Origin of the sequence: Enterovirga sp. GCM10030262 (assembly GCF_042666435.1) — a bacterium.
Lineage (GTDB): Bacteria > Pseudomonadota > Alphaproteobacteria > Sphingomonadales > Sphingomonadaceae > Allosphingosinicella.
Map to the genome: position 1 here is coordinate 371,524 of NZ_JBHTDC010000001.1, position 21,714 is coordinate 393,237.

General features: G+C 66.4%; 18 protein-coding genes. 3 read left to right on the forward strand and 15 right to left on the reverse strand.

Going from position 1 to position 21,714, the window contains the following annotated elements; all coding sequences use genetic code 11:
• Positions 1-6 precede the first annotated feature (6 nt).
• The gene (locus ACFQRC_RS01765) at positions 7-1,938 is read left to right on the forward strand and encodes a S9 family peptidase (protein ID WP_379957131.1); all 1,932 of its coding nucleotides are present in this window, start codon (positions 7-9) and stop codon (positions 1,936-1,938) included.
• Positions 1,939-1,961: 23 nt separating this feature from the next.
• Here the strand turns inward: ACFQRC_RS01765 and addB are convergent, their stop codons facing one another.
• The 8 genes from addB to ACFQRC_RS01805 form a co-directional block, all read right to left on the reverse strand.
• Entirely contained in the window at positions 1,962-4,952 is a 2,991-nt protein-coding gene (addB, locus tag ACFQRC_RS01770) for a double-strand break repair protein AddB (protein ID WP_379957133.1), read from the reverse strand.
• A 22-nt stretch (positions 4,953-4,974) separates the two neighbouring features.
• Positions 4,975-5,739, reverse strand: a complete 765-nt coding sequence (locus tag ACFQRC_RS01775; protein WP_379957135.1) for a nucleotidyltransferase family protein — start codon at positions 5,737-5,739, stop codon at positions 4,975-4,977.
• Entirely contained in the window at positions 5,736-6,728 is a 993-nt protein-coding gene (locus ACFQRC_RS01780; protein ID WP_379957137.1) for an aminoglycoside phosphotransferase family protein, read from the reverse strand. Before ACFQRC_RS01780 ends, ACFQRC_RS01775 begins: the two co-directional genes overlap by 4 nt.
• Positions 6,725-7,171 (reverse strand): tRNA (adenosine(37)-N6)-threonylcarbamoyltransferase complex ATPase subunit type 1 TsaE, encoded by a 447-nt coding sequence (gene tsaE / locus ACFQRC_RS01785; RefSeq protein ID WP_379957139.1) that lies wholly within the window; start codon positions 7,169-7,171, stop codon positions 6,725-6,727. The genes ACFQRC_RS01780 and tsaE overlap by 4 nt, the downstream gene beginning before the upstream one ends.
• A gap of 3 nt (positions 7,172-7,174) precedes the next feature.
• A complete protein-coding gene (locus ACFQRC_RS01790) occupies positions 7,175-9,532 on the reverse strand; it encodes a PAS-domain containing protein (protein ID WP_379957141.1) in 2,358 nt (785 codons plus the stop codon).
• 158 nt (positions 9,533-9,690) lie between these two features.
• Entirely contained in the window at positions 9,691-12,696 is a 3,006-nt protein-coding gene (locus ACFQRC_RS01795) for a TonB-dependent receptor plug domain-containing protein (protein WP_379957143.1), read from the reverse strand.
• 178 nt (positions 12,697-12,874) lie between these two features.
• A complete protein-coding gene (gene ahcY, locus ACFQRC_RS01800; protein WP_379957145.1) occupies positions 12,875-14,287 on the reverse strand; it encodes an adenosylhomocysteinase in 1,413 nt (470 codons plus the stop codon).
• A 111-nt stretch (positions 14,288-14,398) separates the two neighbouring features.
• Complete coding sequence (locus ACFQRC_RS01805) at positions 14,399-14,959, reverse strand: YqgE/AlgH family protein (RefSeq protein WP_379957147.1); 561 nt, start codon at positions 14,957-14,959, stop codon at positions 14,399-14,401.
• Between the two features lie 82 nt (positions 14,960-15,041).
• On the opposite strand from ACFQRC_RS01805, the gene ACFQRC_RS01810 reads away from it, so the two are divergent.
• A complete protein-coding gene (locus tag ACFQRC_RS01810; RefSeq protein ID WP_379957149.1) occupies positions 15,042-15,524 on the forward strand; it encodes a peroxiredoxin in 483 nt (160 codons plus the stop codon).
• A gap of 118 nt (positions 15,525-15,642) precedes the next feature.
• On the forward strand, positions 15,643-15,951 hold the full coding sequence (locus ACFQRC_RS01815; RefSeq protein WP_379957151.1) for a hypothetical protein: 309 nt from the start codon (positions 15,643-15,645) through the stop codon (positions 15,949-15,951).
• Positions 15,952-16,025: 74 nt separating this feature from the next.
• Here ACFQRC_RS01815 and ACFQRC_RS01820 read toward each other — a convergent pair whose 3' ends face one another.
• The 7 genes from ACFQRC_RS01820 to ACFQRC_RS01850 form a co-directional block, all read right to left on the reverse strand.
• Complete coding sequence (locus tag ACFQRC_RS01820; protein WP_379957153.1) at positions 16,026-16,571, reverse strand: YbjN domain-containing protein; 546 nt, start codon at positions 16,569-16,571, stop codon at positions 16,026-16,028.
• A gap of 91 nt (positions 16,572-16,662) precedes the next feature.
• Positions 16,663-17,058, reverse strand: coding sequence for a type II toxin-antitoxin system VapC family toxin (locus tag ACFQRC_RS01825; RefSeq protein ID WP_379957155.1), 396 nt, complete (start codon positions 17,056-17,058; stop codon positions 16,663-16,665).
• Entirely contained in the window at positions 17,055-17,309 is a 255-nt protein-coding gene (locus ACFQRC_RS01830) for a type II toxin-antitoxin system VapB family antitoxin (RefSeq protein ID WP_379957157.1), read from the reverse strand. Before ACFQRC_RS01830 ends, ACFQRC_RS01825 begins: the two co-directional genes overlap by 4 nt.
• 88 nt (positions 17,310-17,397) lie before the next feature.
• Positions 17,398-19,251 carry a M2 family metallopeptidase gene (locus tag ACFQRC_RS01835; RefSeq protein WP_379957159.1) on the reverse strand — a complete coding sequence of 618 codons (1,854 nt, stop codon included), beginning with the start codon at positions 19,249-19,251 and terminating at the stop codon, positions 17,398-17,400.
• A 64-nt stretch (positions 19,252-19,315) separates the two neighbouring features.
• Positions 19,316-20,083 carry an alpha/beta fold hydrolase gene (locus ACFQRC_RS01840; RefSeq protein ID WP_379957162.1) on the reverse strand — a complete coding sequence of 256 codons (768 nt, stop codon included), beginning with the start codon at positions 20,081-20,083 and terminating at the stop codon, positions 19,316-19,318.
• Positions 20,064-20,510: a GFA family protein gene (locus tag ACFQRC_RS01845; RefSeq protein ID WP_379957164.1), complete on the reverse strand. Its 447-nt coding sequence runs from the start codon at positions 20,508-20,510 to the stop codon at positions 20,064-20,066. The genes ACFQRC_RS01840 and ACFQRC_RS01845 overlap by 20 nt, the downstream gene beginning before the upstream one ends.
• Before the next feature lie 22 nt (positions 20,511-20,532).
• A complete protein-coding gene (locus ACFQRC_RS01850; RefSeq protein WP_379957166.1) occupies positions 20,533-21,561 on the reverse strand; it encodes an aspartate-semialdehyde dehydrogenase in 1,029 nt (342 codons plus the stop codon).
• Positions 21,562-21,714 lie beyond the last annotated feature (153 nt).

A 21,714-nucleotide genomic window follows, 5' to 3' on the forward strand; every position in this document is an offset into this window, starting at 1 on the left:
ATCCCGATGCGCCAAGCCTTGTTCGCCGCTCTGTTGCTCGCCACCGCCGCGCCTGTCCTCGGCCAGACCGCAACGGTCGCGACGCGGCAGGTTGGATCGGCGACCTTGGAGAATGTGCCGGCGATCCCCGACGATGTGCGCGCGGCGGTGCAGCTCTACCAGAATTACCGCGACGCCACCTTCCGCGATTGGCTGCCCGACGGATCGATGCTGGTGACGACGCGCTTCGGCGCTACCAACCAGCTCCACCGCGTCGCGGCGCCGGGCGGGGCGAGGACGCAGATCACCTTCTTCGAGGAGCCGGTGGCGGGCGCTTATGCGATTCCCGGGTCGGACAATTTCCTCGTCCGGCGCGACACCGGCGGCGACGAATGGTTCCAGCTCTACGCGATGGGATTGACCGGCGCACCGACGGCGCTGACCGAGCCCGGCACCCGCAACCAGTCGCCGGTGTTCAGCAAGGACGGCGCCTTGGTCGCCTGGTCGCGGGCGACGAAGGGATCGCCCGATTACGCGATCCTTGTCGCCGATCCTTCCGATCCGGCATCACGGCGCGTGGCCTATCAGGGCACGGGCTCGATCGCGCCGGTCGACGTGTCGCCGGACAAGACCCGGCTTCTGCTCGCGCGCACCCTCTCCAACCGCGAGACGCGGCTTTCCTTGCTCGACCTCGCCAGCGGCAAGGCCGAGGAGCTCGCCTTCACGCACGAGCCGGCGCGGTACGAGGAGGCGCGGTTCACGCCCGACGGCAACAGCATCATCGTCATCACCAACGCCGACGCCGATCTGCGACGGCTGGTCGAAATCGACCTGGCGAGTGGCGAGAGGCGTGTGCTGGCGCCGGACCTGGAATGGGATGTCGAGACGTTCGATCTTTCCGACGACGGGCGCATCCTTGCCTATTCGATCAATGAGGACGGTTACTCGCGGCTCGTCGTGCAGGATCGGGTGACGAGGCGGGCGCTGCCGCAGCCCGATCTGCCGAAAGGCGTGCTGACCGGCCTTGGCTTCTCGCCGGACGGAAAGCGGCTGGCGCTGAGCCTGTCGACCGCGACTTCGGCCGGCGACATATGGTCCTGGGACGTGGCGGACGGGGCCCTCGCGCGCTGGACGCAATCGGAACTGGGCGGCCTCGATCCCGCCACCCTCGCCGAGCCGCGCCTCGTCCGCTTCGAGTCGTTCGACGGGCTGTCCGTGCCCGCCTTCGTGTATCGGCCGACCAACGTCGCCGCCGGTGTGCGCACCCCGGTGGTCATGGACATTCACGGCGGCCCCGAATCGCAGACTCGGCCCGGCTGGAATCCCGGCGCGCAGCTGATGGCGGACACATTGGGCGCGACCATCATCCTGCCGAACGTGCGCGGCAGCGACGGCTACGGCACGCAATATCTGAACCTCGACAATGCCGAGAAGCGCGAGGACAGCGTCAAGGATATCGGCGCCCTGCTCGACTGGATCGCGGCCCAGCCCGATCTCGATAAGGACAGGGTCGCCGTCTACGGCCAATCCTATGGCGGCTATATGTCGCTGGCGGTGATGACCCATTATTCGGATCGGCTGGTCGGCGGAGTCGAGCGCTACGGGATCAGCGACTTCACCACCTTCCTCACCAACACGGAGGCCTATCGCCGCGACAATCGCCGCGCCGAATATGGCGACGAGCGCGACCCTGCCATGCAGGCCGTGTTCGCGCGCATCAACCCGCTCGCCAACGTCTCCAGGATTTCCAAGCCGATGCTGGTCATGCAGGGCGCCAACGATCCGCGCGTGCCCCAATCGGAAAGCGACCAGGTCGTCGCCGGCATCAGGCGCAACGGCGTCGAAGCCTGGTACGTCGTGTTCGCCGACGAAGGCCATGGCTTCCAAAAGAAGCCGAACAACGACCTCCGCCGGGAGGTCGAGACGGTATTCCTGCGCCGTCTGTTCGGGGCCGACTGACGTTCAGCCCGTCGGGCAACCACTTATTCCCCCGGAGGAAGCTGCCCGTCTCCCCGGGACGCTGGCGAGGATTCGCGGCCATACCATTCGTCGAGGCGCATCAGCTGGTCGTAATCGCCATAGGGCGCATATTCGGGGTGGAGCTTGGCGGTGAAGGGCGCGGCCCCGGTGAGCCAGGCATTGGCGGCGGCGACGAAATGGCCGGCGGCGACGTTGGTGAAGTCGCCTGCGTCCAGGCCGGTCCGGCCGCCAACCGGGCTGGCGACGTGCCCCAGTTTCCCCGCCTTCTTCGCCAGCGACCAATATTCAAATGCTGCGGGGATCCCCTCGACCTCCTTGAAACCTCCTTCCCGGGCGATAAGCCCGAGCAGGCCGAGCTGCATCGAATAGCCTTGTGCCACCGCCTTGTTGGCCGGTGGCATTCCGGTCTTGTAGTCGACGATGACGAGGCTGCCGTCGGCGGCGCGGTCGATGCGGTCCGCCTTGCCGCCCAGCTTCACGCCGGCAATGTCGATCTCGCCCCACGCCTCGGCGGCGGCGGGAAGGCGGCCGGCCTCCTTGTTGGCGGCGACCTCTTCCGCGATCCAGTCGATCGCCTCCAGCAAACGCGGCTGCCAGAGCGCCCGCATCAGCGGATGGGCGTCCGCGCCGGCGAAGAAGGCTTCCGCGCGGGGCCGCAGCTTCGCGGGATCGCAATCATCCTCCTTCATCCAGGCCTCGAGAACGGAGTGGACCGCGCTGCCGCGCCAGGCGGGGCTTGGATCGGCGTCGATCACGTCGAGGGCGGACACGCGCAACATCTTGCGGGCGTAGAAAGCGAACGGGTCGGCCTTCAGGCGGTCGACCTCGGTCACCGAAATCGTGCGGGGGCGAAGCGCGACGTCCGGAACCGGCGCGGGCTGGACCGCCGGCCGATAGCCGGCCGGCCGGTCGAGCGCCTGCGCCCAGCGGCGATGATAAGGCGACCGGGTGAGCCCCCCCGTCATCGCCTCCAGCCGGAGCCAGAAGCGCGAGGCGACGGCGGGCGCGCGTCCGTCGCGGCGAGCGCGGGTAACGAGCACCTGCCGGCCCCCGAGCGCTGTCGCGAAATCGTGGGCGGCAAGGCCGATGCGGCGTTCGAGGCCGGGCAAGCCGAGCTCCGAACGGACGCGCGGCGCGAGCCACGGGTCGGGCGTCGGCAAGGCCGGCCAATTGCCTTCGTTGAGGCCGGCGAGGATCATCAGGTCGGCATGCTGCAACCGGGCCTCCAGCAGGCCCCAGATGAAGATGCGGGGATGCTGGCCGTAAGGCGGACGAATCGCGACGCCGGCCAGCATTTGCTCGAGGATCGACGGAAGGCTGGCCGCGGTCGGCCGGACGGGTCCGGCGGCGGCGGCCTGCTCCAGCGACGCGAACAGGTCGGCGGCGGCGCGGCCGGCCGGGCCTGCCCACACATGATCGGCGGTGAGCCGCGACGCTGCTTCGCGGATCGTCGCGAGCAGGCCCGCCAGCGTCGGGCGATCCGAGCCGAATTCGCGCTCCAGCGGCGCAAGCAACGGGGCGACCGATGACCACCAATATCCCGCTTGCTTGCGCAATGCGCCGTCGCGACCGCCGGTGTCGGCGAGGAAGGCGGCGACTCCTTCGAGCCCGGCCGGCGGGCGCGGGCCGCGCAGCGCAAGGTCGAGGACGCGGGCGCCTTCCAGCCAGGCGAGACGCGCGTCGCCCTTCATCACCAGCGGATGCTTGAGCAGCGCTAACAGAGCGACAGGCGCGAACTTCTCCGCCGCCGCGCCGGCCAGCGCCAGCAATAATGTGCCGGCCGGCGTTTCGGAGAGCGGCCGGCCGGCGCTGTCGTCCGCCTCGATGCCCCAGCGCTTTAAGTGCGCCGAGACTCGCCGCGCGAGGCTGCGATCGGGCGTGACGAGCGCGGCGGTGCGGCCCGGTTCCTCCAGCGCCTCCCGCAACGCGATGGCGATGGCCTGGGCCTCTTCGGCGGGATCGGCGAGTTCCAGCGCGCGGACGCCGGTGAGGCGGCGCTCGGCAGGTCTCAGTTCCTGCCAGAGGCCGGTGAAGCGCGCCGGCTTCATCGCGTTGGCGATGGCGCGGGTACGGACGGCGGGGGCGTCGCGGCCCCCGCCCCAGCGCCAGCGCTCCACCTCGTCGCGGCCGACGCTCATCCGGTCGAGGAGGAGTTTCAGGTGGAATTGCGGATGGGTCTCGATCGAGCGCGGCCGGCGGCCGCTGACGGGATCCGGCTCGTGCGGCCCCAGCGCCCGCCATTCCGGCTCTTCCATCGCCACATCCAGCGCGGGAAGGACGACCATTGCTTCCGGCAGGCGGGCGACGACGCCGAGCAGCTCGGCGACCGCCGGCGCGGCGGTGGTGATTCCGGCGGCCACGACGAAGCCGCCGGGCGGGTTCGCCCGCCAGCGCCGGGCCAGGGCGCCGAGGAGGCGATTGCGGCGTTCGGCCAGATCGATCCGCCCCCGCTCCTTGAGCAGCCTGGGCCATTCGGACAGGATCACGCCCAGCCGGTCGAGCGACTTTAGCCAATGGAGCGAGAGGTCGGGCAGCTCCGCCGCGACATCGCGCAGCCGGGCCGGATCGATCTCCTCGATCAGCAGCTGGTCGAGCGTGCGCGCGAGATCTTGCGCCACGCGCAAGGCCTCCGCGGCGTCTGCTTCGCCTTGGTCCTGGACGAGGCGGGCGAGCAGCATCAGCCGTTCGACTGGATCGATCGCCGGCGGAACCGATTCCCCCTCCCCCATCGGCTCCAGCGCGCCGCCGATCCGCTCGTCCAGCTCCGGGTCGCCGACCGGAACGAGGCGCGGGAGCAGCAGCCCGCCACCTGATCGCCGCACGAACGCGTCGGTGATGGCGCGCGCGGCGCGATTGTTGGGGACCAGGATCAGGCCGCGCGCGAGGCCCATCTTGTCCTTCCCGTAGCGGGCGATCAGGCCGGCGGCGAGCGCGTCCGCGAAGGCGCGGTGCGGGGAAATGGTATAGACGGAAGGGCGCTGGGCGACGGTCACGAACCGAGCCTAGCCGTTCGGACTAGGCCTCGCCAAGCAGCGCTTCCGCTTTCTTGATATTGGCGGGGGCGCCGATGTCGAACCAGAGGCCCTGATGGACGGCCCCGAAGCAGCGCCCCGCCTCGATCGCGCGGTCCCACAGGATGTTGGTCGAGAAGGGGCCGGAGGGCATGTCGCCCTCGAAGAGCCGCTTCGACACCATCTGGATGCCGGTATAGACGAAGGGCGCCACGGCGCCCGGCTTGCGGCGGCGAAGGGTTCCCGCGGCGCTCATGTGGAAATCGCCCTGGCCCGCATGGCAATTGGCGCGGGCCAGCGGCACCAGCAGCAGCAACGCGTCCATCCGCGCATCGTCCCAGGCGGACGCGAGCAGGCGCAACGTGTCGACCGGGCCGTCGATCCACAGATTGTCCGAATTGACGACGAGGAAGGGATCGGCGTCAATCAAAGGCAGCGCCTTGACCAGGCCCCCGCCCGTTTCGAGCAATAATGCGCGCTCGTCCGAGATCGCGATCTCAATGCCTTCGACGCGGTATTTCAAATGCGCTTCGAGCGCATCGGGCAGATAATGGACATTCACCACCGCCTTCCTCACTCCCGCCGCGCGGAGCCGGTCGAGGCTGTGGTCGAGGAGCGCGCGGCCGGCGACCTCGACCAGCGGCTTGGGCCGCGTCGCGGTCAGCGGACGCATCCTTTTGCCGAGCCCCGCCGCCATCACCATCGCGACTTCGGGTATCTCCGCCATGGGGTCGGGCCTGAGCGCGAGCGGCGCCTTGGTGCGGCTCATGCGGCGGCGTCCCGCGTCCAGGCGGCGGCGCGCTTGTCGGCCGGCACATTGCGGTCGAACCACTCACGGACGGGGCCGAGCGCCGGATGGGCGAGGTTGCGCTCTAGATAGCCCCAGACGCGCGACTGGAGCGGCAGGTAATGCGGCTTGCCGTCCCGCTTCCACAAGCGGGTGAAGATGCCGAGTATCTTGGTGTTTCGCTGCGCGCCCAGGATTTCATAATGGCCGCGGAACGCGTCGGCCTCGGCGATTCCGGCGGCGGCGCAATAACGCTCGATCATCGCCTCCTCCAGCGCCGGCGCCACGTCGCGGCGCGCGTCCTGGAGGAGCGAGACCAGGTCATAGGCCGGATGCCCGGCCAGCGCGTCCTGGAAATCGAGCAGGCCAAGCTCGCGCCGCCCGGGCAGGACCATCAGATTGTCGGCGTGATAATCACGCAGCACCAGCACCGGAAAGCGTTCGACCGCCGTGAGCACATCCTCCCATACCTGCCGCCACGCCTCGAAGAAGCCCGCCTGATCGACCTCCAGGCCGACGGCGGGCGCGTAATATTCCGACAGAAGCGCAACTTCGCGGGCCATGGCGGCATCGTCATAAGGCGGGATGTCGCAAGGCGCTGGATCGCGGCCCAATGCGACGAGCGTGTCGACCGCGCTCTCGTAGATGGCGCGCTCCCGGCCTGGTTCGCGCAGGAGCAAAGGTCCGACCCGGTCGTCGCCGAAATCCTCGAGGAGCAGGAGTCCCTTCTTTCGGTCGATCGCGAGCGGGCGGGGCGGAAGGAAGCCGCGATCGAGCAAGTGGTCGGCGACGGCCAGAAACGGGCCGATATCCTCATATTCGGGCGGCGCGTCCATCAGCACGGCAGTCTTGTAGCCCAATTGGACGCGGAAATAGCGGCGAAAGCTCGCGTCGCCGGCGAGCGGGCGTATCTCGGCGCCTGCCCAACCATGGGCGGCGAGGAAATCGGGCGCGGTGGGGGGCGGAATCATGGGGGAGGCCATCGCCCCTCCCAAGCGGGCGGCACCGTGGCTGTCAAGGCGCGCACGCCCTCCCCGGCGATGGAGAGGTGCAACCGCAGGGCGTCGGGCCACAGAGCGGAGCCCAGCCGCTCGGGCCATTCCAGGACCAACGCCCCGTCGCGCTTCGCCTCGTCGAGCGCCAACTCCTCCAATTCTTGAGGATCCTCGATGCGATAGAGATCGACATGCCAGAGCGGCAGGCGGACATCCGGCGGATCGTAGGCCAGGACGATGGGAAAGGTCGGACTGGCCACTTCCCCCGAAAAGCCCAGGCCGTGAAGGATGCCGCGGCTGAGCGTCGTCTTGCCGGCGCCGAGATCGCCGAACAGGGCGACCGCGTCGCCGCGCCGGATCTGCCCGCCAAGGCGCACGCCCAGCATTTCGGTCGAGGCGGGGTCGGGCAACGTAATCATGGTTTATTCCGCGCGCGGCAGGCGGAGCGTGACGGTAGTGCCGATTCCTACCTCGGATTTGAGCTCGATCCGGCCACCATGCGCCTCGATAAACTGGCGAGCGAGCGGCAGGCCGAGGCCGAGCGCCGCCTCTTCGCCGGTGCGCGGCGCGAGCGTGCGCTGGAAACGGTCGAACACGCGGGCGCGGTCCGCCGCGGCGATGCCCTTGCCATTGTCGGAGACCGCGATCTCGGCTTCCCCGGTGTCGCCACGGGCATGGAGCAGGATGCGCCCCCCCTCACCCGTATAGGCGACCGCATTCTTCAGGACATTGTCCAGCGCCTGGTGCAGCCGGCTGCGGTCGCCGACAACCGCACCGACCGAAGCATCGATGTCGAGGGCGAGGTCGATGGATTTCCCGCCGGCGGCCTCCCGGATGGCTTCGGCCGCTTCCCCGCACAAAATCGCGAGATCGACCTGTTCCTCGGCCAGCAGCAGGCTGCCGCTGTCGCTCTGGGTCAGATCGAGCACGTCGTCGATCAGCGCACCCAGGCGGCCGACCGATTCGATGATCGCGAAGACATATTCGGTGGCGGCGGGCGCCAGCTCGCCGGCATAGCCGTTGGCCAGCATCTCGGCGAAACCGGAAATGGAGGTGAGTGGAGTCCTCAGCTCATAGCTCATGTTCGAAACGAAAGCGGTCTTCAGGCGATCCGCATCCTCCAGCGCGTCGTTGCGCTCCCTCAGCGCCGTTTCGATCTTCCGGCTGTCGGTGACGTCCAGCATGGTGAAGAGCGCGTTGCCGTCGGGAAGCGGCACGGCGGCGAACTCGAAATCGCGGCCGTCGATCAGCGACACCCGGCCGCTCCTCTGCTTGCGCTCGACGGTGGCGCTGCGGACCAGCTCGCGCACCAGGCCGGCATGGTTCGGATTCTTGAGCTTCCTCGCCAGATGCGGAGTCATCGCGTCGACGCGCGGATGGGCGGCGAGCTGCTCCTCCTCGAACTGCCACAGCTCGCGGAAACGATTGTTCCACAGATGGAGGCGGCCGTCGGAGGCGAAGACGCCGATAGCCTCGAACAGATTGTCGAAGGTCGCTGTGCGGACGCGAAGCAGGGTGTCGCGCGCGCTGGCGAGCTGGATCTGCTCGGTCCGGTCCTCGAAGATCAGCAGCAGGCCGCCGTCCGGAAGCGGCTGGGCGACGACCCGCAGATGCTTGCCGCCCGGCAGCAGCCAATCCTCCTCGTCGGCGGCGAGGCCCGCCGTGAACCAGCTGCGCCGAGTTTCCTTCCAGTCGGGGAAGTCGCGCACCTCGGGCAGGTTTCCGCTTTCACGCATGGAATCGATGACCCGGTCGAATTCCGGCCGGTCGCCGAGGAAATCGGCCTTGAGCGAGAACAAACGCGCGAAAGGTTGATTGAAGAAGATGAGGCTCCGGTCCCGGCCGAACTGGGCGACGCCCGCGGAGAGGCGGTCGAGCATGTCCCGCTGCGCGCGCACGAAACGGGAGAGGTCGGCGCGGGCCTGCTCCCGGTCCTCGACGTCGATCGCGTAGCCGGCGACGCCGGTCGCGCCCATGGGCACCTCGACCACCCGCATCATCCGGCGCTCGCCGGCGATGGTGGCGGGAACGGTGCGGGCGATCGCTTCCCCTGTCTCGCGCACCGCCGCTGCCTGGCTCAACGGGCTGCGCTCCTCGCTCTCGTCGACCAGCTCGATGCCGGCCTCGACGACCGTCATCGCGTCCTCGGCCTCGACGGCGGCGACATAGGCGCTGTTGACCATGGCGAGCCTCAAATCAGGGCCGCGATGCCACATCGGAAAGGGCGCCGCCTCGATGAGCGCCGACAGCGCCTCGATCGCGGTGGCGAGGCTGCCGACCTCGCCCCGCAGCGCCGCCATCTGTTCCTCGCTTTCGGTGGCGTCGATGAACCAGAGGATGACGCTGGAAGGGGGATAAGGGTGCGGCGCGGGCGAACCATGGACTCGGTGGACACGCGCCGATCCCGCAGCGCGGACGGCCATTGAAAAGCTCCCGCCCGACGCGGCCGCCATCGCCACCCGCTCGGAAAGGAGCGCGGCGTCCTCTGCGGCGAGCCCCGCATCCTCGGCGGAGAGGGCGGCGATGTCCTGCGGTTCGCCCGAAAGCCCCAGCGCGCCGGAGAGGCGATGCCCGCCCTCGATCCGCCCATCCGCCAGTACCAGCAACGGCATGGCCGGTCCGCTCCCGAGCAGGGCTTCGGCCCGGAGCGCGCCCTCGCGCCCGGCAGCCGCCTCCCGGCCGCGCCGGGCCGCGCGTATCGTCATCGCCATGCCGAGGCAGAGCCAGGCGCCGCAGACCACAGCGATGAGAGCGACGGCGTTGCGCGAAAGCTCGATCATTCACCCAGGGTCCGGCGCCGATCGCCGCAGCAGGAGAAGCCGGGATGCATGACGATTGTCTAGACGGCACCGGGCGATAGCGAAAGCCTTCCCGAAGCCGATACCAAAAAGGCCCGGACCTGGGGTCCGGGCCTTTCGGTGTGTCTTGGCCAAAGCGCTTAGAAGCTCGGGATCTTCACGCGCGCGCCGGCGTAGAAGAAGCGCCCCACCGAACTCACCGGATAGGTGTTCGCCCCGATGTCCGGCTTCTCGCCGAAGATGTTGTTGACGCCGCCGTAGAACTGGAAGTCGTCGTTCACGTCGATGCTTCCATAAAGGTCATGCGTCCAACGCTCCTTATAGTAGAGATATTCCGGCGCCACGATGTCCGGATTCCCTTCGGTTTCCTGGTTGGTGAAGCGCAATGTCTTGTCGAACCAGGAGAGGCCGTAGTTGAGCGTGACCGGCCCCTTCTGCCAGGTGAGATCGAAGTTCACCTGATATTTGGGAGCGAAGGCCTCGCCGCGGGAGTCGGTGACGGGCGCGCCGGGCGTGCCGATGAACTCCAGCTTGTCCAGGTAATTGCCGAGCAGGTTGAGGTTGAACGTGCCGAGGCTGTCCGTGCGGAGGCGATAATTGACGTTCACATCCAGACCCGCCGTGGCGAACCGGGCGACATTCTGCGGGCCGACGCGGAATCCCGTGATGATGCCCGCATTTTCTCCGCCATTCTGACGGTCGATGGAGTCGCAGAACGAATTGTCGAGGCTCGCCTGGTCGACGCAGAGCTCGGCAAGCTGCTCGGGCTCGACGAAGTTCACCGCATTCTTGAGCTCGATATCATACCAGTCGGCCCGGACGGTGAGGCCGGGAACGAAGCGCGGCTGCAGGACGGCGCCCGCGGTCCAGGTCGTCGCCTCCTCCTCGCTGAGGTCGGGATTGCCGCCCTGGAAGCCCGGAATGTTGGACGACCGCTCGTCGCGAAAGCTCGAGGGATCGTCGACGCCGAGCGAGGTCAGCAGGGCCTGGCAGTTCTCGGCCCTGAACGCGCTGCCGTTCTGGATCTGGTTGAAGTTGCACGGATCGGTGATGAATTCGAAGGTCTGTGACTGACCCGCGAACAGCTCGCCGATGTTCGGGGCGCGAACCGCCTTCGAATAGGTGCCATTGAAGGTGATGTCGCGGACCGGCGCGTAGCTGCCGTCGACCTTCCAGGTCGTCGTGCTGCCGATGGTCGAATAATCGGAATAGCGCGCGGCGCCGCCGATCTCCAGCCGGTGGGCGAACGGCCGGTCGGCCAGGATGGGGATGCGAAGCTCGCCGAAGACTTCCTTCACGTTGAACCTGCCTTCGTCGACGGCAAGCGCGTTGGTGAAGGTGAGGCCCCGCGCGGCGATCGGGTCGGGGGTGAACCGGCTCTTTTCCTTCCGATATTCGGCGCCCACCGCGAACCCGACGTCACCGCCCGGCAGCGTGAACAGGCTGCCGAGATCGCCGCTCAGCACACCGCTCACGACATGCTGCTCGATCGATGAGCGGTCCTGGGTGTCCACGCGGATGAAGTCGAGCGCCGCCTGCGACGCCACGCCTTCACCGAACAGGTTGAGCGGGACGCAGTCGCCCTGCCCGAACGTGGTCGGGTTGAAGATGTCGCGCGTATAATTGAACGGCTGGTCGGGGCGCCAGTTGGGGTCGAGATTGGCGCGGCAGGTTATCTGGCCCGTCGCCGGATCGACGACCGCATCGAGCGCCGCGTAGAAGCGGTCGTCGTAAATGTCGTTGACGTAATTGTTACGGATCTTCGACTTACCATAGACGTAGGACAGTTCGTAATTGAGGTCGTCCGAAATGTCGCCGCGGAAGCCGAGGACGCCGCGATAGGTCTCGCGGTCGATCGTCTCGCCGCGCTGACCGAGGTCGAAATTGTCGCGGTTGAGCAGCGCGCCCTCATTGGCCGCGACGGTATCGCGCAGCTCCTCCGGAATGAACGGATTGTCGGGCTGGATCAGCAGATAATAATCGAAGGTCGGCTGACCGAGCGAGAAGGACTTGATCTTCGCATATTTGGCTTCGGCGAACACTTCGAACGCCGGCGATATCTCGACATGGCCGATCGCGTTGACGACGTGACGCTCGACGCTCGGCAGCAGATCGTTGCCATAGTCCGAAACCAGCGTGCCGTTGCCGCCCTGCTGGTAGAAATCGGGAACGAAGCTGCCCGGATCGTAGCGCACCAGATTGCCGTCGCGGCCGACGAAATAATCGGGGAAGCCGTCGAAATCGAGATCGATGCCACCTTCGCGGTTCGTGTCGAAATAGCGGACGTTGCTGAGCGGAACGTTGTCGGGAATGCCGTCATTATTGTTGCCGCCGGTCTCGCCATCCTCCGGGTTGAGGTAGAAGCCGACGAGATTCTCGCCCGTCAACCGGCGCCGGTCGCGCGTGGTGAGGCGATCGTCCTTGCCATATTCGTAGGCGATGGCGATGTTGGCCCGGTCGTCCAGCAAATTGGTGCCGGCGGTGACGGTGACGAAGCGCTGGCTGGCGTCGCCACGTTCGGAAATGCCCTGCTGCGCGCGGGCGGTGATGCCTTCGAAATCCTTCTTGAGGATGAAGTTCACGACGCCGGTGACGCCGTCCGCGCCGTAGATCGCCGAGGCGCCGCCGGTGAGGACTTCGATCCGCTCGACGAGATCGGTCGGGATCGTGTTGACGTCGATCGCCTGCGAGCCGGGAACCGCGGCGACATGGCGACGGCCGTCGACCAGGACCAGGGTACGGTCGGTGCCGAGATTGCGCAGGTTGAGCAGGTTGAGGCCGGTGAAGCCGATGCCCGCGCCGCTGCCCGAATTGTCGGCCGAGGTCGAGGAGCCGACGAGAGCCGGATAGCCGGTGAGGAAATCGGTGAGGTTGGTCGTGCCCGAGGCCTGCAACGTTTCGGAATCGAGGGAGATGACCGGGTTGGGCGCTTCGAACTCCTGACGCCTGATGCGCGAGCCGGTGACGACGATGGCGTCACCCTCTTCTTCCGACGCCTGGGGCGCGACGGTCGATTCAGGGAGATTGTCCTCCGTCTCGCCCGGCGACGCGGTCTGCGCCAGCGCGAGGCCCGGCAGGCCGGTGACCGCGAGGGCGAACAGGGAAACGGACGCCGCGGCGTGGCGGATCGACTTCATACGACGCATCAATGACTCCAAAAAAAGAACCGAACTTCAAGGAAGGCGCCGCGTTAGCAGCCAAACTTCCGAGGGAAACCAGCGGGTTTCCCGGTATTCGGCCCATTTTCCAATACCGTCACCAAAAAGCCACAGCCGCCGGCGCGGGCGCGCCGACGGCTGTCATGATACGCCGAACCGGAAAGAATCAGTAGCGGTAATGGTCCGGCTTGAACGGCCCTTCGACCGGGACACCGATATAGCCGGCCTGCTTGTCGGTCAGCTTGGTGAGCTTCACCCCGAGCTTGTCGAGGTGGAGCGCGGCGACCTTCTCGTCGAGATGCTTGGGCAGGACGTAGACGTCGTTCTTATATTTGTCGCCGCCTTCCCATATCTCGATCTGCGCCAGCACCTGGTTGGTGAAGCTCGACGACATGACGAAGCTCGGATGGCCGGTGGCGTTGCCGAGATTGACCAGGCGGCCCTTGGACAGGACGATAATCTTCTTGCCGTCGGCGAATTCGACCTCGTCGACCTGCGGCTTGATCTCGGTCCATTTGAGGTTGGAGAGCGCGCCGATCTGGATCTCGCTGTCGAAATGGCCGATGTTGCAGACGATCGCCATATTCTTCATCGCCCGCATGTGATCGAGCGTGATGACGTCGGCATTGCCGGTCGCGGTGACGAAGATGTCGGCGCGGGTGACGGCCTCTTCCATGGTGATGACCTCGAAGCCCTCCATCGCCGCCTGCAGCGCGCAGATCGGGTCGACTTCGGTGACGAGGACGCGGGCGCCGCCGTTGCGCAGGCTCTGGGCGCTGCCCTTGCCGACATCGCCGAAGCCCGCGACGCAGGCGACCTTGCCGGCGAGCATGACGTCGGTGGCGCGGCGGATGGCGTCGACCAGCGACTCCTTGCAGCCGTAGAGGTTGTCGAACTTCGACTTGGTCACCGAATCGTTGACGTTGATCGCCGGGAACGGGAGCTTGCCCTGCTTGGCCAACTCATAGAGGCGGTGGACGCCGGTGGTCGTCTCTTCCGAGACGCCCTTGATATTCTGAACGGTCTTGGTGAGATAACCCGGACGCTCCTTCAGGAAGCGCTTCAGCGTCGCCGCGAAAATCTCTTCTTCCTCGTTGGTCGGGGTGAACAGCTCCTCCCCCGCCTCGACCCGCGCGCCCCACAGCGCGAACATGGTCGCGTCGCCGCCATCGTCGAGGATCATGTTGCAGGTTTCATCCTGTCCCCAATCGAAGATGCGGGCGGCATAATCCCAATATTCCTCGAGCGTCTCGCCCTTGACGGCGAACACCGGCACGCCGGTCGCCGCGATGGCGGCGGCGGCGTGGTCCTGGGTCGAGAAGATGTTGCACGAGGCCCAGCGAACCTCGGCGCCGAGCGCGGTCAGCGTCTCGATCAGCACCGCCGTCTGGATGGTCATGTGGAGCGAGCCGGTGACGCGCGCGCCCTTCAGGGGCCTGGTTTCGCCGAATTCGGCGCGCAGCGCCATCAGGCCCGGCATCTCGGTCTCGGCGATCTCGATCTCCTTGCGGCCGTAGCCGGCGAGGTTGATGTCGGCGATCACATAATCGTCAAAACGGGTCTGGGCCTGGGTTGCCACAAGGAGCTCCTTCGAGGTGGTGTATGAACGGCCGCATCCCAGCGGCGATCGCGGGCTCCCTAGCCGGAACCGCGCTCAATTACAAATATAAAGATATCTTTATATGTGAACTCAGGCCGTGCCGAAATCCGCCGTCAGCAGGCGCGGATCGACGCCGGCGCTCCGGAAGGCGGTGGACCAGCGCGAATTGACGTCGCAATCGTAGAGCAATTCGTCATTGACCGGTGTCGTGAACCAGCCGTTGCCGCACATTTCCTGCTCCAGCTGCCCGGTGCCCCATCCGGCATAGCCCAAAGCGGCGACCCAGCGGGTCGGGCCGCGCCCTTCGGCGATGGCGCGCAGGATATCGAGCGTCGCGGTCAGCACCCACCGATCGGCGACGTCGACGCTTCCCTGCCCGCCCCAGTCGCGCGAATGGAGGATGAAGCCGCGCTGCGGCTCGACCGGCCCGCCGACATGGATGGCCGCGTCGGGCGCGACGCCCGGAGCGATGCCGAGCTGCTTCAGGAGCGAATGGAAGCCGATGCGCGGCATCAGCCGGCCGAGACCGATGCCGAGCGCGCCGCCATCATCATGAACGCACATCGCGATCACCGCCTTGTCGAAGCGCGGGTCGCTCATGCCCGGCATGGCCAGCAGGAACTGGCCGACGAGATATTTCGGTTCTTCCATCGTCTTCCTGCCTATAGGCGCGGGGTTCGGCCCCTGCTAGAGCGCGGCCGATCGAACAGCCCCAAAGCGAAAGGTACAGGCGATGAGCATCAGTGTCGGCGACAAGCTTCCCGGGACCACTTTCATCAAGGCAACCGCCGACGGGCCGCAGCCGGTCAATTCGGAAGAGTTTTTCGCAGGCCGCAAGATCGCGCTCTTCTCGGTGCCAGGCGCCTTTACGCCGACCTGCTCGGCGCGGCACTTGCCCGGCTTCGTCGACAAGGCGGACGAGCTGAAGGCCAAGGGCGTCGACGAGGTCGCCTGTACCGCCGTCAACGACGCCTTCGTGATGGGCGCCTGGGGCAAGGGCGCCGGCGCCGACGACAAGGTGACGATGCTCGCGGACGGCAATGGGGAATTCGTGGAGGCTCTCGGGCTTACGATGGACGGCTCGAAATTCGGCATGGGGACGCGCGGCCAGCGTTTCTCGATGATCGTAGACGATGGCGTCGTCGAGCAGCTCAACGTCGAGGAGCCGGGCGCGTTCAACGTCAGCAGCGCCGATTACATGCTCGAACGGCTCTAGCCGAAGGTCGCGTCGGAAGGAGGGCGCCCCGCCTTCCCCTCGCCTCGCCGCGACGACGCAACCATAAGGCCGGCCCCGCATTGACCCCATCCGTGCACGCGCGTTTCAGGAGGTCGTCATGACCGGCAGCCATTTTCCGGAAGAGTCCAGCCGTCCCGGCGACACGCCGGCGGAGTGCGTCGCCGGCGGCGCCCAATGGAGCCCGATGGCGACGGCCGCGCTCGTCGGCGGTGCGATCGCGGCCACGGCGGGCGCCTATCTCGGCACCAGAGCCCTGGCCCGCCGCAATGCGACCAAGGATGGAAGACCAGTCAATTCGGTGATGGCCAACGCGATCACCGCCTGCGACCTCGCCCATTCGTCGCCGGCTGAGCAAGAGCCCGCGGTTCCGGCGGAACCCACGGTCGAGACCGAACCACGCATCTGAAAGTCGTGTTCCCCGGCGAAGCCGGGGTCCAGTCGGGACGGAGCAGCTGGACCCCGGCTTCCGCCGGGGAGCGGTCAATTTGGTCGCGCCGTCTCGAGCGGCCCCAGCACTTCGCGGGCGAAGCGCTCCGCCTGATTGGCGAAGACCAGCAGGTTCACCGCGAGATTGCCCCGGACATAGCCGTAATCGGCGGTCAGGTAGCGTTGCAATGCCGGGCGGCCATCTTCGGCCAGGAAGGCCTTGGCGAACGAGTAACGCTGGTTGAACTGCTCGATCGCCTTGGCTGTTCGTTCCGGGGGCGCGTTGGCGATCTTCGTCCAAAAGGATTGGATGCTGAGCGCCTTGCAGGCGCTTGCGTCGGCGTTGCACGAACCGAATATGAGCACCGCCTTGCGGTTATTCGGGAAGGTGACGAGCAAGGCCGGCTTGCCCGCCTGCCCAGCCCTCTGGTGCCGCGCGCCGATCCCGTTCAGCACGGTCTCGACGCCGCCATAGTTGAAACTGGCCAGAACTTGGCTGTTCTCGGGCGCGCGCGGGTTGAACTGGGGCGGGACCACGCCGGGCGCCGCCGCCGCGCCCGTGGCCGTGAACGCCGCAAGGGCGATGATCGCCATTCTCATGACGGCTCCTTCATGCTGATATCAGGGATGGAGCGTCCCCTGCCCCATGCCACCTGTATCCGCGATTTACCGCCTGCGCTCCTCAAGCAAGTCACTCGAGAGCCCTCCTCACGTCGGTGCGCGAAAAATCGTCACCCTTGAACAGGAGCGGATAGCTCGTTGCCTTGGCGAGCGCGTAGGCGAAGCAGTCGCCGAAGTTCAATCCGGCCGGGTGCCGGCTCCTGCCATATGCGTCGAACGCGGCTCGTGCCGCGGCGAGTTGGTCCGTCCCGAACGGCTCGATGCGAAGAGCGAGTTCCGCCACGAGGAGGTCGAGCTTCGAGAGATGGTCCGGAATTCCGCGCCGCGCGGCGACGAGATGCATTTCGAGCAGATTGCCCGCCGACATGATCGCGCCGTCAGACATGGCGATCGCCTCGATATAGCGGTCGCTATCCTCTTCCCGCAGCATAATGGCCGCAAGCGCCGAAGTATCGACGACGATCAACGAGCAATCCCGTGCTCGTCGTACATCCAGTCGTCGATTTCCTTGACGCTCGGCCCGTCCGGAACGGGACCGAAGGAGTCCAGCAGCGCTTTCACGCGCCGGATCCTGGCGTCCACCCCCCGTTCGACGCGCAGCCGCGCAAGCCGTTCCTCCGCGGCGCGTTCGATTGCTTCGCTGATAGACTCGCCCGTGGCGCGCGCCAGCAGCCTCACCTTGCGCTCGGCGGCCACGCTCTTGATATTCAAAGCCATCGCCCGGCCTCAAAGAATAGGAAGAAATGTAACAGATTTCTTCCTACCGCATCGGCGCGGGGATGACAACGATCAGCGATTTACCGACCTACTTCCAGCCGCATTGCCGGCCCTTATTCTGCTGCTCCAGCCAAGCCGAGAGCGGGCGGAAATATTCGAGCAGCGCCTCACCGGACATCTCGCGGGTGCCGGTGAAGGCTTCGAGGGCATCGGGCCAGGGCCTGGAGGCGCCCATGGCCAGCATGGCGTTCAGTTTCTGGCCGACTTCCTTGTTGTTGTAGAAAGAGCAGCGGTGGAGCGGGCCGGTCCAGCCGGCCTGGTCGCACGCCGCCTTGTAGAATTGGAACTGGAGGATGCGGGCGAGGAAATAGCGCGTGTAGGGCGTGTTGCCCGGCACGTGGAACTTGGCGCCCGGATCGAAATTCTCCTCGCTCCGCGCCACCGGCGGCTCGATGCCCTGATATTGGAGGCGGAGGTCGTTCCAGGCCGCGTTATAGCCTTCGGGCTCGATCGTGCCGTTGAAGACGCCCCAGCGCCATTTGTCGACCAGCAGGCCGAACGGCAGGAAGGCGACCTTGTCCATCGCCTGGCGCAGCAGCAGGCCGATATCCTTGTCCTCGCCCGGCACCTGCGCCTGGTCGAGCAGGCCGACCTGGACGAGATAGTCGGGCGTCACGCTGAGCGCGATCATGTCGCCCACCGCCTCGTGGAAGCCGTCATTGGCGCTGTTCAAATAGAGATAAGGCTGATCGTTATAGGCGCGCTGGTAATAATTGTGACCAAGCTCGTGATGGACGGTGGTGAAATCGTCGGCATTGACCTTTGTGCACATCTTGATGCGCAGATCGTCGACATTGTCGACATTCCAGGCGGAGGCGTGGCACACGACCTCGCGATCCTCCGGCTTGGTGATCATCGAGCGTTCCCAGAAGGTCGCGGGCAGCGGCGCGAAGCCCAATGAACTGAAGAAGCCCTCGCCGGTCTTGACGATCTTCTCGGGCGTATAATCCTTCGCGACCAGCAGGTCGGTGAGGTTGTAGCCGATATCGCCGGCGCCCTCGGGCGCGACGATGGGATAGATGTTGCCCCATTCCTGCGCCCACATATTGCCGAGCAGGTCGGCGCGGATCGGGCCGTTCGCGGCCTGCACCTCGTCGCCATATTCCTTGTTCAATTCGGCCCGGGTGAAGCAGTGGATCTGCTCATAGAGCGGCTGCACCTGCGTCCAGAGCTTGTCGGTGAGGGCGGCGAATTCGTCGGGCTCCATGTCGTAGCCGGAACGCCACAAGGCGCCGACATCCTTGAAGCCCAGCTCCGTCGCGCCCTGGTTGGCGATCTCGACCATGCGCACATAATCCTCGCGCATCGGCGAACCGACATTGGTATGCCAGCTCGCCCACATCTCCTTGAGCTCCTCGGGATTGCGGTTGGTACCCATGGCCGCTTCGATGTCGCTGCCGCTGATCGGCTGGCCGTTGAGCGTGCCCTTGCCCTTGCCGTAGGTCGACTGGAGACGGGTCGCGATCTCGTTCAGCTCGGCCGCGGCGCCGGGCGTGGTCGGCGCCGGAAGGACGAGGCCCTGGCGGAGGAAATTGAGCTTGCGGTTGGTGTCGTAGCTCAGGCCCTCGACATTCTGGAACCTGGCGGCCTCGTTGGCGAGGCGGACGGACATTTCGGTGCCGATGGTGCCGAAATGGGCGGCCAGCGCGTCAGTGTCGTCGGTGATGTAGGTCGAATTCACCCATTGCGCCCGCGAATTGGTGATCGAGAAATCGAACAGCTCCTTTTCCGCCTTGGCGACGAACGCGTCGGCCTCGGCGGCGGTCGGAGGGGCCTGTTTCGCCGCCGGCTGGGCCTGCTGACCGCTTTGGCTCTGGGCGATGGCGGTGGTGCCGGCGACCAGGAGGGCGGCGACGGCGAGCGCGGAAACACTGGCTTTCATGAAGAAGCATCCTCGGCATGGTTCTGGGATTGCCCGGCACTTTGAACGCCGGGGCGTGCCCGGGTCAAGCGGCAAGGAAATCCGCGATGGCGCGTCCGAGGTCCGGCTTGGTCACCGCGCTCATGTGATTGCCGGGCACTTCGACATAGCGAGCCCCCGGTATCGCGTCCGCGAGCACCGCGCCGGAGCCATTGTCGTCGTCCTCCGCCCCCGTCACCACCAAAACGGGCAGGTCAATCGCCGCCAGCGCCTCGCGGTTCGTGTCCGCGAAGGTATTGAGGATCAGCAGCAATGCTTCGGGATCGCCCCCAGTCGTCTTGAGAAAGGCTTCGGTCATCCATTCGGACGAGCCGCGCGGGAAGCTGCCGAGATGGGTGAGGACATGGCGGAAATAGCCGCCGCGCCCTTGCGTATCGAGGATGCCGTCGAGGCCCATGCCGCACAGCACCGCGCGCCGCGGCTTGGCGCCCCTCGCCAGCATCCGGACGGCCGTGCGGCCGCCGAGCGAATAGCCGGCCAAATCGTAATCAGTGAGGCCCAGATGCCCGACGAGGTCGAAACCGTCGTCGGCGAGGACATCCGGCTTATAGGCGGCGGGATCATGCGGCTTGTCGCTGTCGCCATGGGCGCGAAGGTCGGGCATGATGACCCGGAATCCGGCGGCGGCGATGGTCGCGGCGTGGCCGTAGCGGATCCAGTTGACGAACGCGTTCGAGAAATAGCCATGGATCAGGACGAGCGGCCGGCCCTGCCCCGTCTCGCGCCATGCGAGGCGGGTGCCGTCGCGGGCGGTGAAATGCCGGATCGGAAGGTCAGCCGGGGAGCTTGCCAATTGTCTTCATCCAGCGGTCGACCAGGGGCTGATGCTCGTCGGTGCGATATTCGGGCAGCCCCTCGGTATTGATCCAGGCGCGGTGCATGCTCTCGACGCCGAAATGGTGGACCGGGCGAAAGCGCGAGGGATCGTCGAACGAGCCCACGGTGAGGTCCATATTCTCGCTCTCCTCATCCGAAAACTGGAAGGTGAGCGTGGTGCCGCATTCCGCGCAGAAGCCGCGCTTGGCGATTGGCGACGAATGATAATGTTCCGGCTCGCGCTCCCAACGGACGTCCGCTCGTTTCATGTTCCGATAGGCGATCGATACGCCGCCGGTGGCGCGCTGGCACATCCGACAATGGCAGAGATAGGCTTTGTCGTCCCGGACCTCCGCCGTGTAGCGAATGCGACCGCACATGCAGCCCCCGGTCATCTCCGTCATGCCGTCTCTCCCCTGACGAAAGTTAGGCCGCCTTCTGGAGGTGCTTGCGGCCGAGCAATTCGGCGATCTGCACCGCGTTAAGGGCGGCGCCTTTCCTCAGATTGTCGGAGACGCACCACAAGGACAAGCCGTTCTCGACCGTTGGATCCTCGCGGACGCGGCTGACGTAGGTGGCATATTCGCCCACGGCCTCGACGGGCGTGACGTAGCCGCCGTCCTCGCGCTTGTCGACCAGCATGATGCCCGGCGACTCGCGCAGGATGCGCCGGGCGTCCTTCGCGGAAATCTCGTTCTCGAACTCGATGTTGATCGCTTCCGAATGGCCGACAAAGACGGGGACGCGAACGCAGGTCGCGGTCACCTTGATCCTGGGATCGAGAATCTTCTTGGTCTCGACCACCATCTTCCATTCCTCCTTGGTCGATCCGTCGTCGAGGAAGGCGTCGATATGGGGGATGACGTTGAACGCGATCTGCTTGGTGAACTTGACCGGTTCGTTAGCGTCGCCGACGAAGATATTGCGGCTCTGCTCGAACAATTCATCCATGCCCTGCTTGCCGGCGCCGGAAACGGATTGATAGGTCGCCACCACGACCCGTTTGATCGTCGCGAAATCGTGGAGCGGCTTCAGCGCCACCACCATCTGCGCGGTCGAGCAATTGGGATTGGCGATGATGTTCTTCTTCGCATAGCCGGCGATCGCGTGCGCATTCACCTCGGGCACGATCAGCGGCACGTCCGGGTCCATGCGGTAGTAGGAGCTGTTGTCGATGACGGTGCAGCCCGCCGCCGCCGCCTTCGGCGCATAGGCCTTCGAGACTTCGGAGCCGGCGGCGAACAGCGCCATGTCCCAACCCGTCCAGTCGAAATGCTCGATGTTGCGCACCTTCAGCAGCTTGCCGCTGTCGCCGAAGTCGATCTCGTCGCCGGTGGACCGGGCGCTCGCCACCGCCGCCACTTCGTCGGCGGGGAATTCGCGCTCGGCGAGGATGTTCAGCATCTCGCGCCCGACATTGCCGGTCGCGCCGACGACGACCACCCGATAACCCATTTCGCTTCTCCAGACCTGTGGCCGCCGATCTAGTGCGGCGGACGTCTTTATCCAAGCCGGGAATCGATCGGCACATGCGCCTCGCGAAGGCGCCGCGCCTCTGCTATGGGAGAGGGAGGCGGCACACCGGCCCGCCCGAAGAGACCGGACCGC

Coding starts and splice junctions, on each gene's coding strand:
- ACFQRC_RS01765 (WP_379957131.1), top strand. CDS start 7: ATGCGCCAAGCCTTGTTCGCCGCTCTGTTGCTCGCCACCGCCGCGCCT.
- ACFQRC_RS01775 (WP_379957135.1), bottom strand. CDS start 5,739: ATGAGCCGCACCAAGGCGCCGCTCGCGCTCAGGCCCGACCCCATGGCG.
- ACFQRC_RS01780 (WP_379957137.1), bottom strand. CDS start 6,728: ATGATTCCGCCCCCCACCGCGCCCGATTTCCTCGCCGCCCATGGTTGG.
- tsaE (WP_379957139.1), bottom strand. CDS start 7,171: ATGATTACGTTGCCCGACCCCGCCTCGACCGAAATGCTGGGCGTGCGC.
- ACFQRC_RS01790 (WP_379957141.1), bottom strand. CDS start 9,532: ATGATCGAGCTTTCGCGCAACGCCGTCGCTCTCATCGCTGTGGTCTGC.
- ACFQRC_RS01795 (WP_379957143.1), bottom strand. CDS start 12,696: ATGCGTCGTATGAAGTCGATCCGCCACGCCGCGGCGTCCGTTTCCCTG.
- ACFQRC_RS01805 (WP_379957147.1), bottom strand. CDS start 14,959: ATGGAAGAACCGAAATATCTCGTCGGCCAGTTCCTGCTGGCCATGCCG.
- ACFQRC_RS01810 (WP_379957149.1), top strand. CDS start 15,042: ATGAGCATCAGTGTCGGCGACAAGCTTCCCGGGACCACTTTCATCAAG.
- ACFQRC_RS01815 (WP_379957151.1), top strand. CDS start 15,643: ATGACCGGCAGCCATTTTCCGGAAGAGTCCAGCCGTCCCGGCGACACG.
- ACFQRC_RS01820 (WP_379957153.1), bottom strand. CDS start 16,571: ATGAGAATGGCGATCATCGCCCTTGCGGCGTTCACGGCCACGGGCGCG.
- ACFQRC_RS01830 (WP_379957157.1), bottom strand. CDS start 17,309: ATGGCTTTGAATATCAAGAGCGTGGCCGCCGAGCGCAAGGTGAGGCTG.
- ACFQRC_RS01835 (WP_379957159.1), bottom strand. CDS start 19,251: ATGAAAGCCAGTGTTTCCGCGCTCGCCGTCGCCGCCCTCCTGGTCGCC.
- ACFQRC_RS01845 (WP_379957164.1), bottom strand. CDS start 20,510: ATGACGGAGATGACCGGGGGCTGCATGTGCGGTCGCATTCGCTACACG.
- ACFQRC_RS01850 (WP_379957166.1), bottom strand. CDS start 21,561: ATGGGTTATCGGGTGGTCGTCGTCGGCGCGACCGGCAATGTCGGGCGC.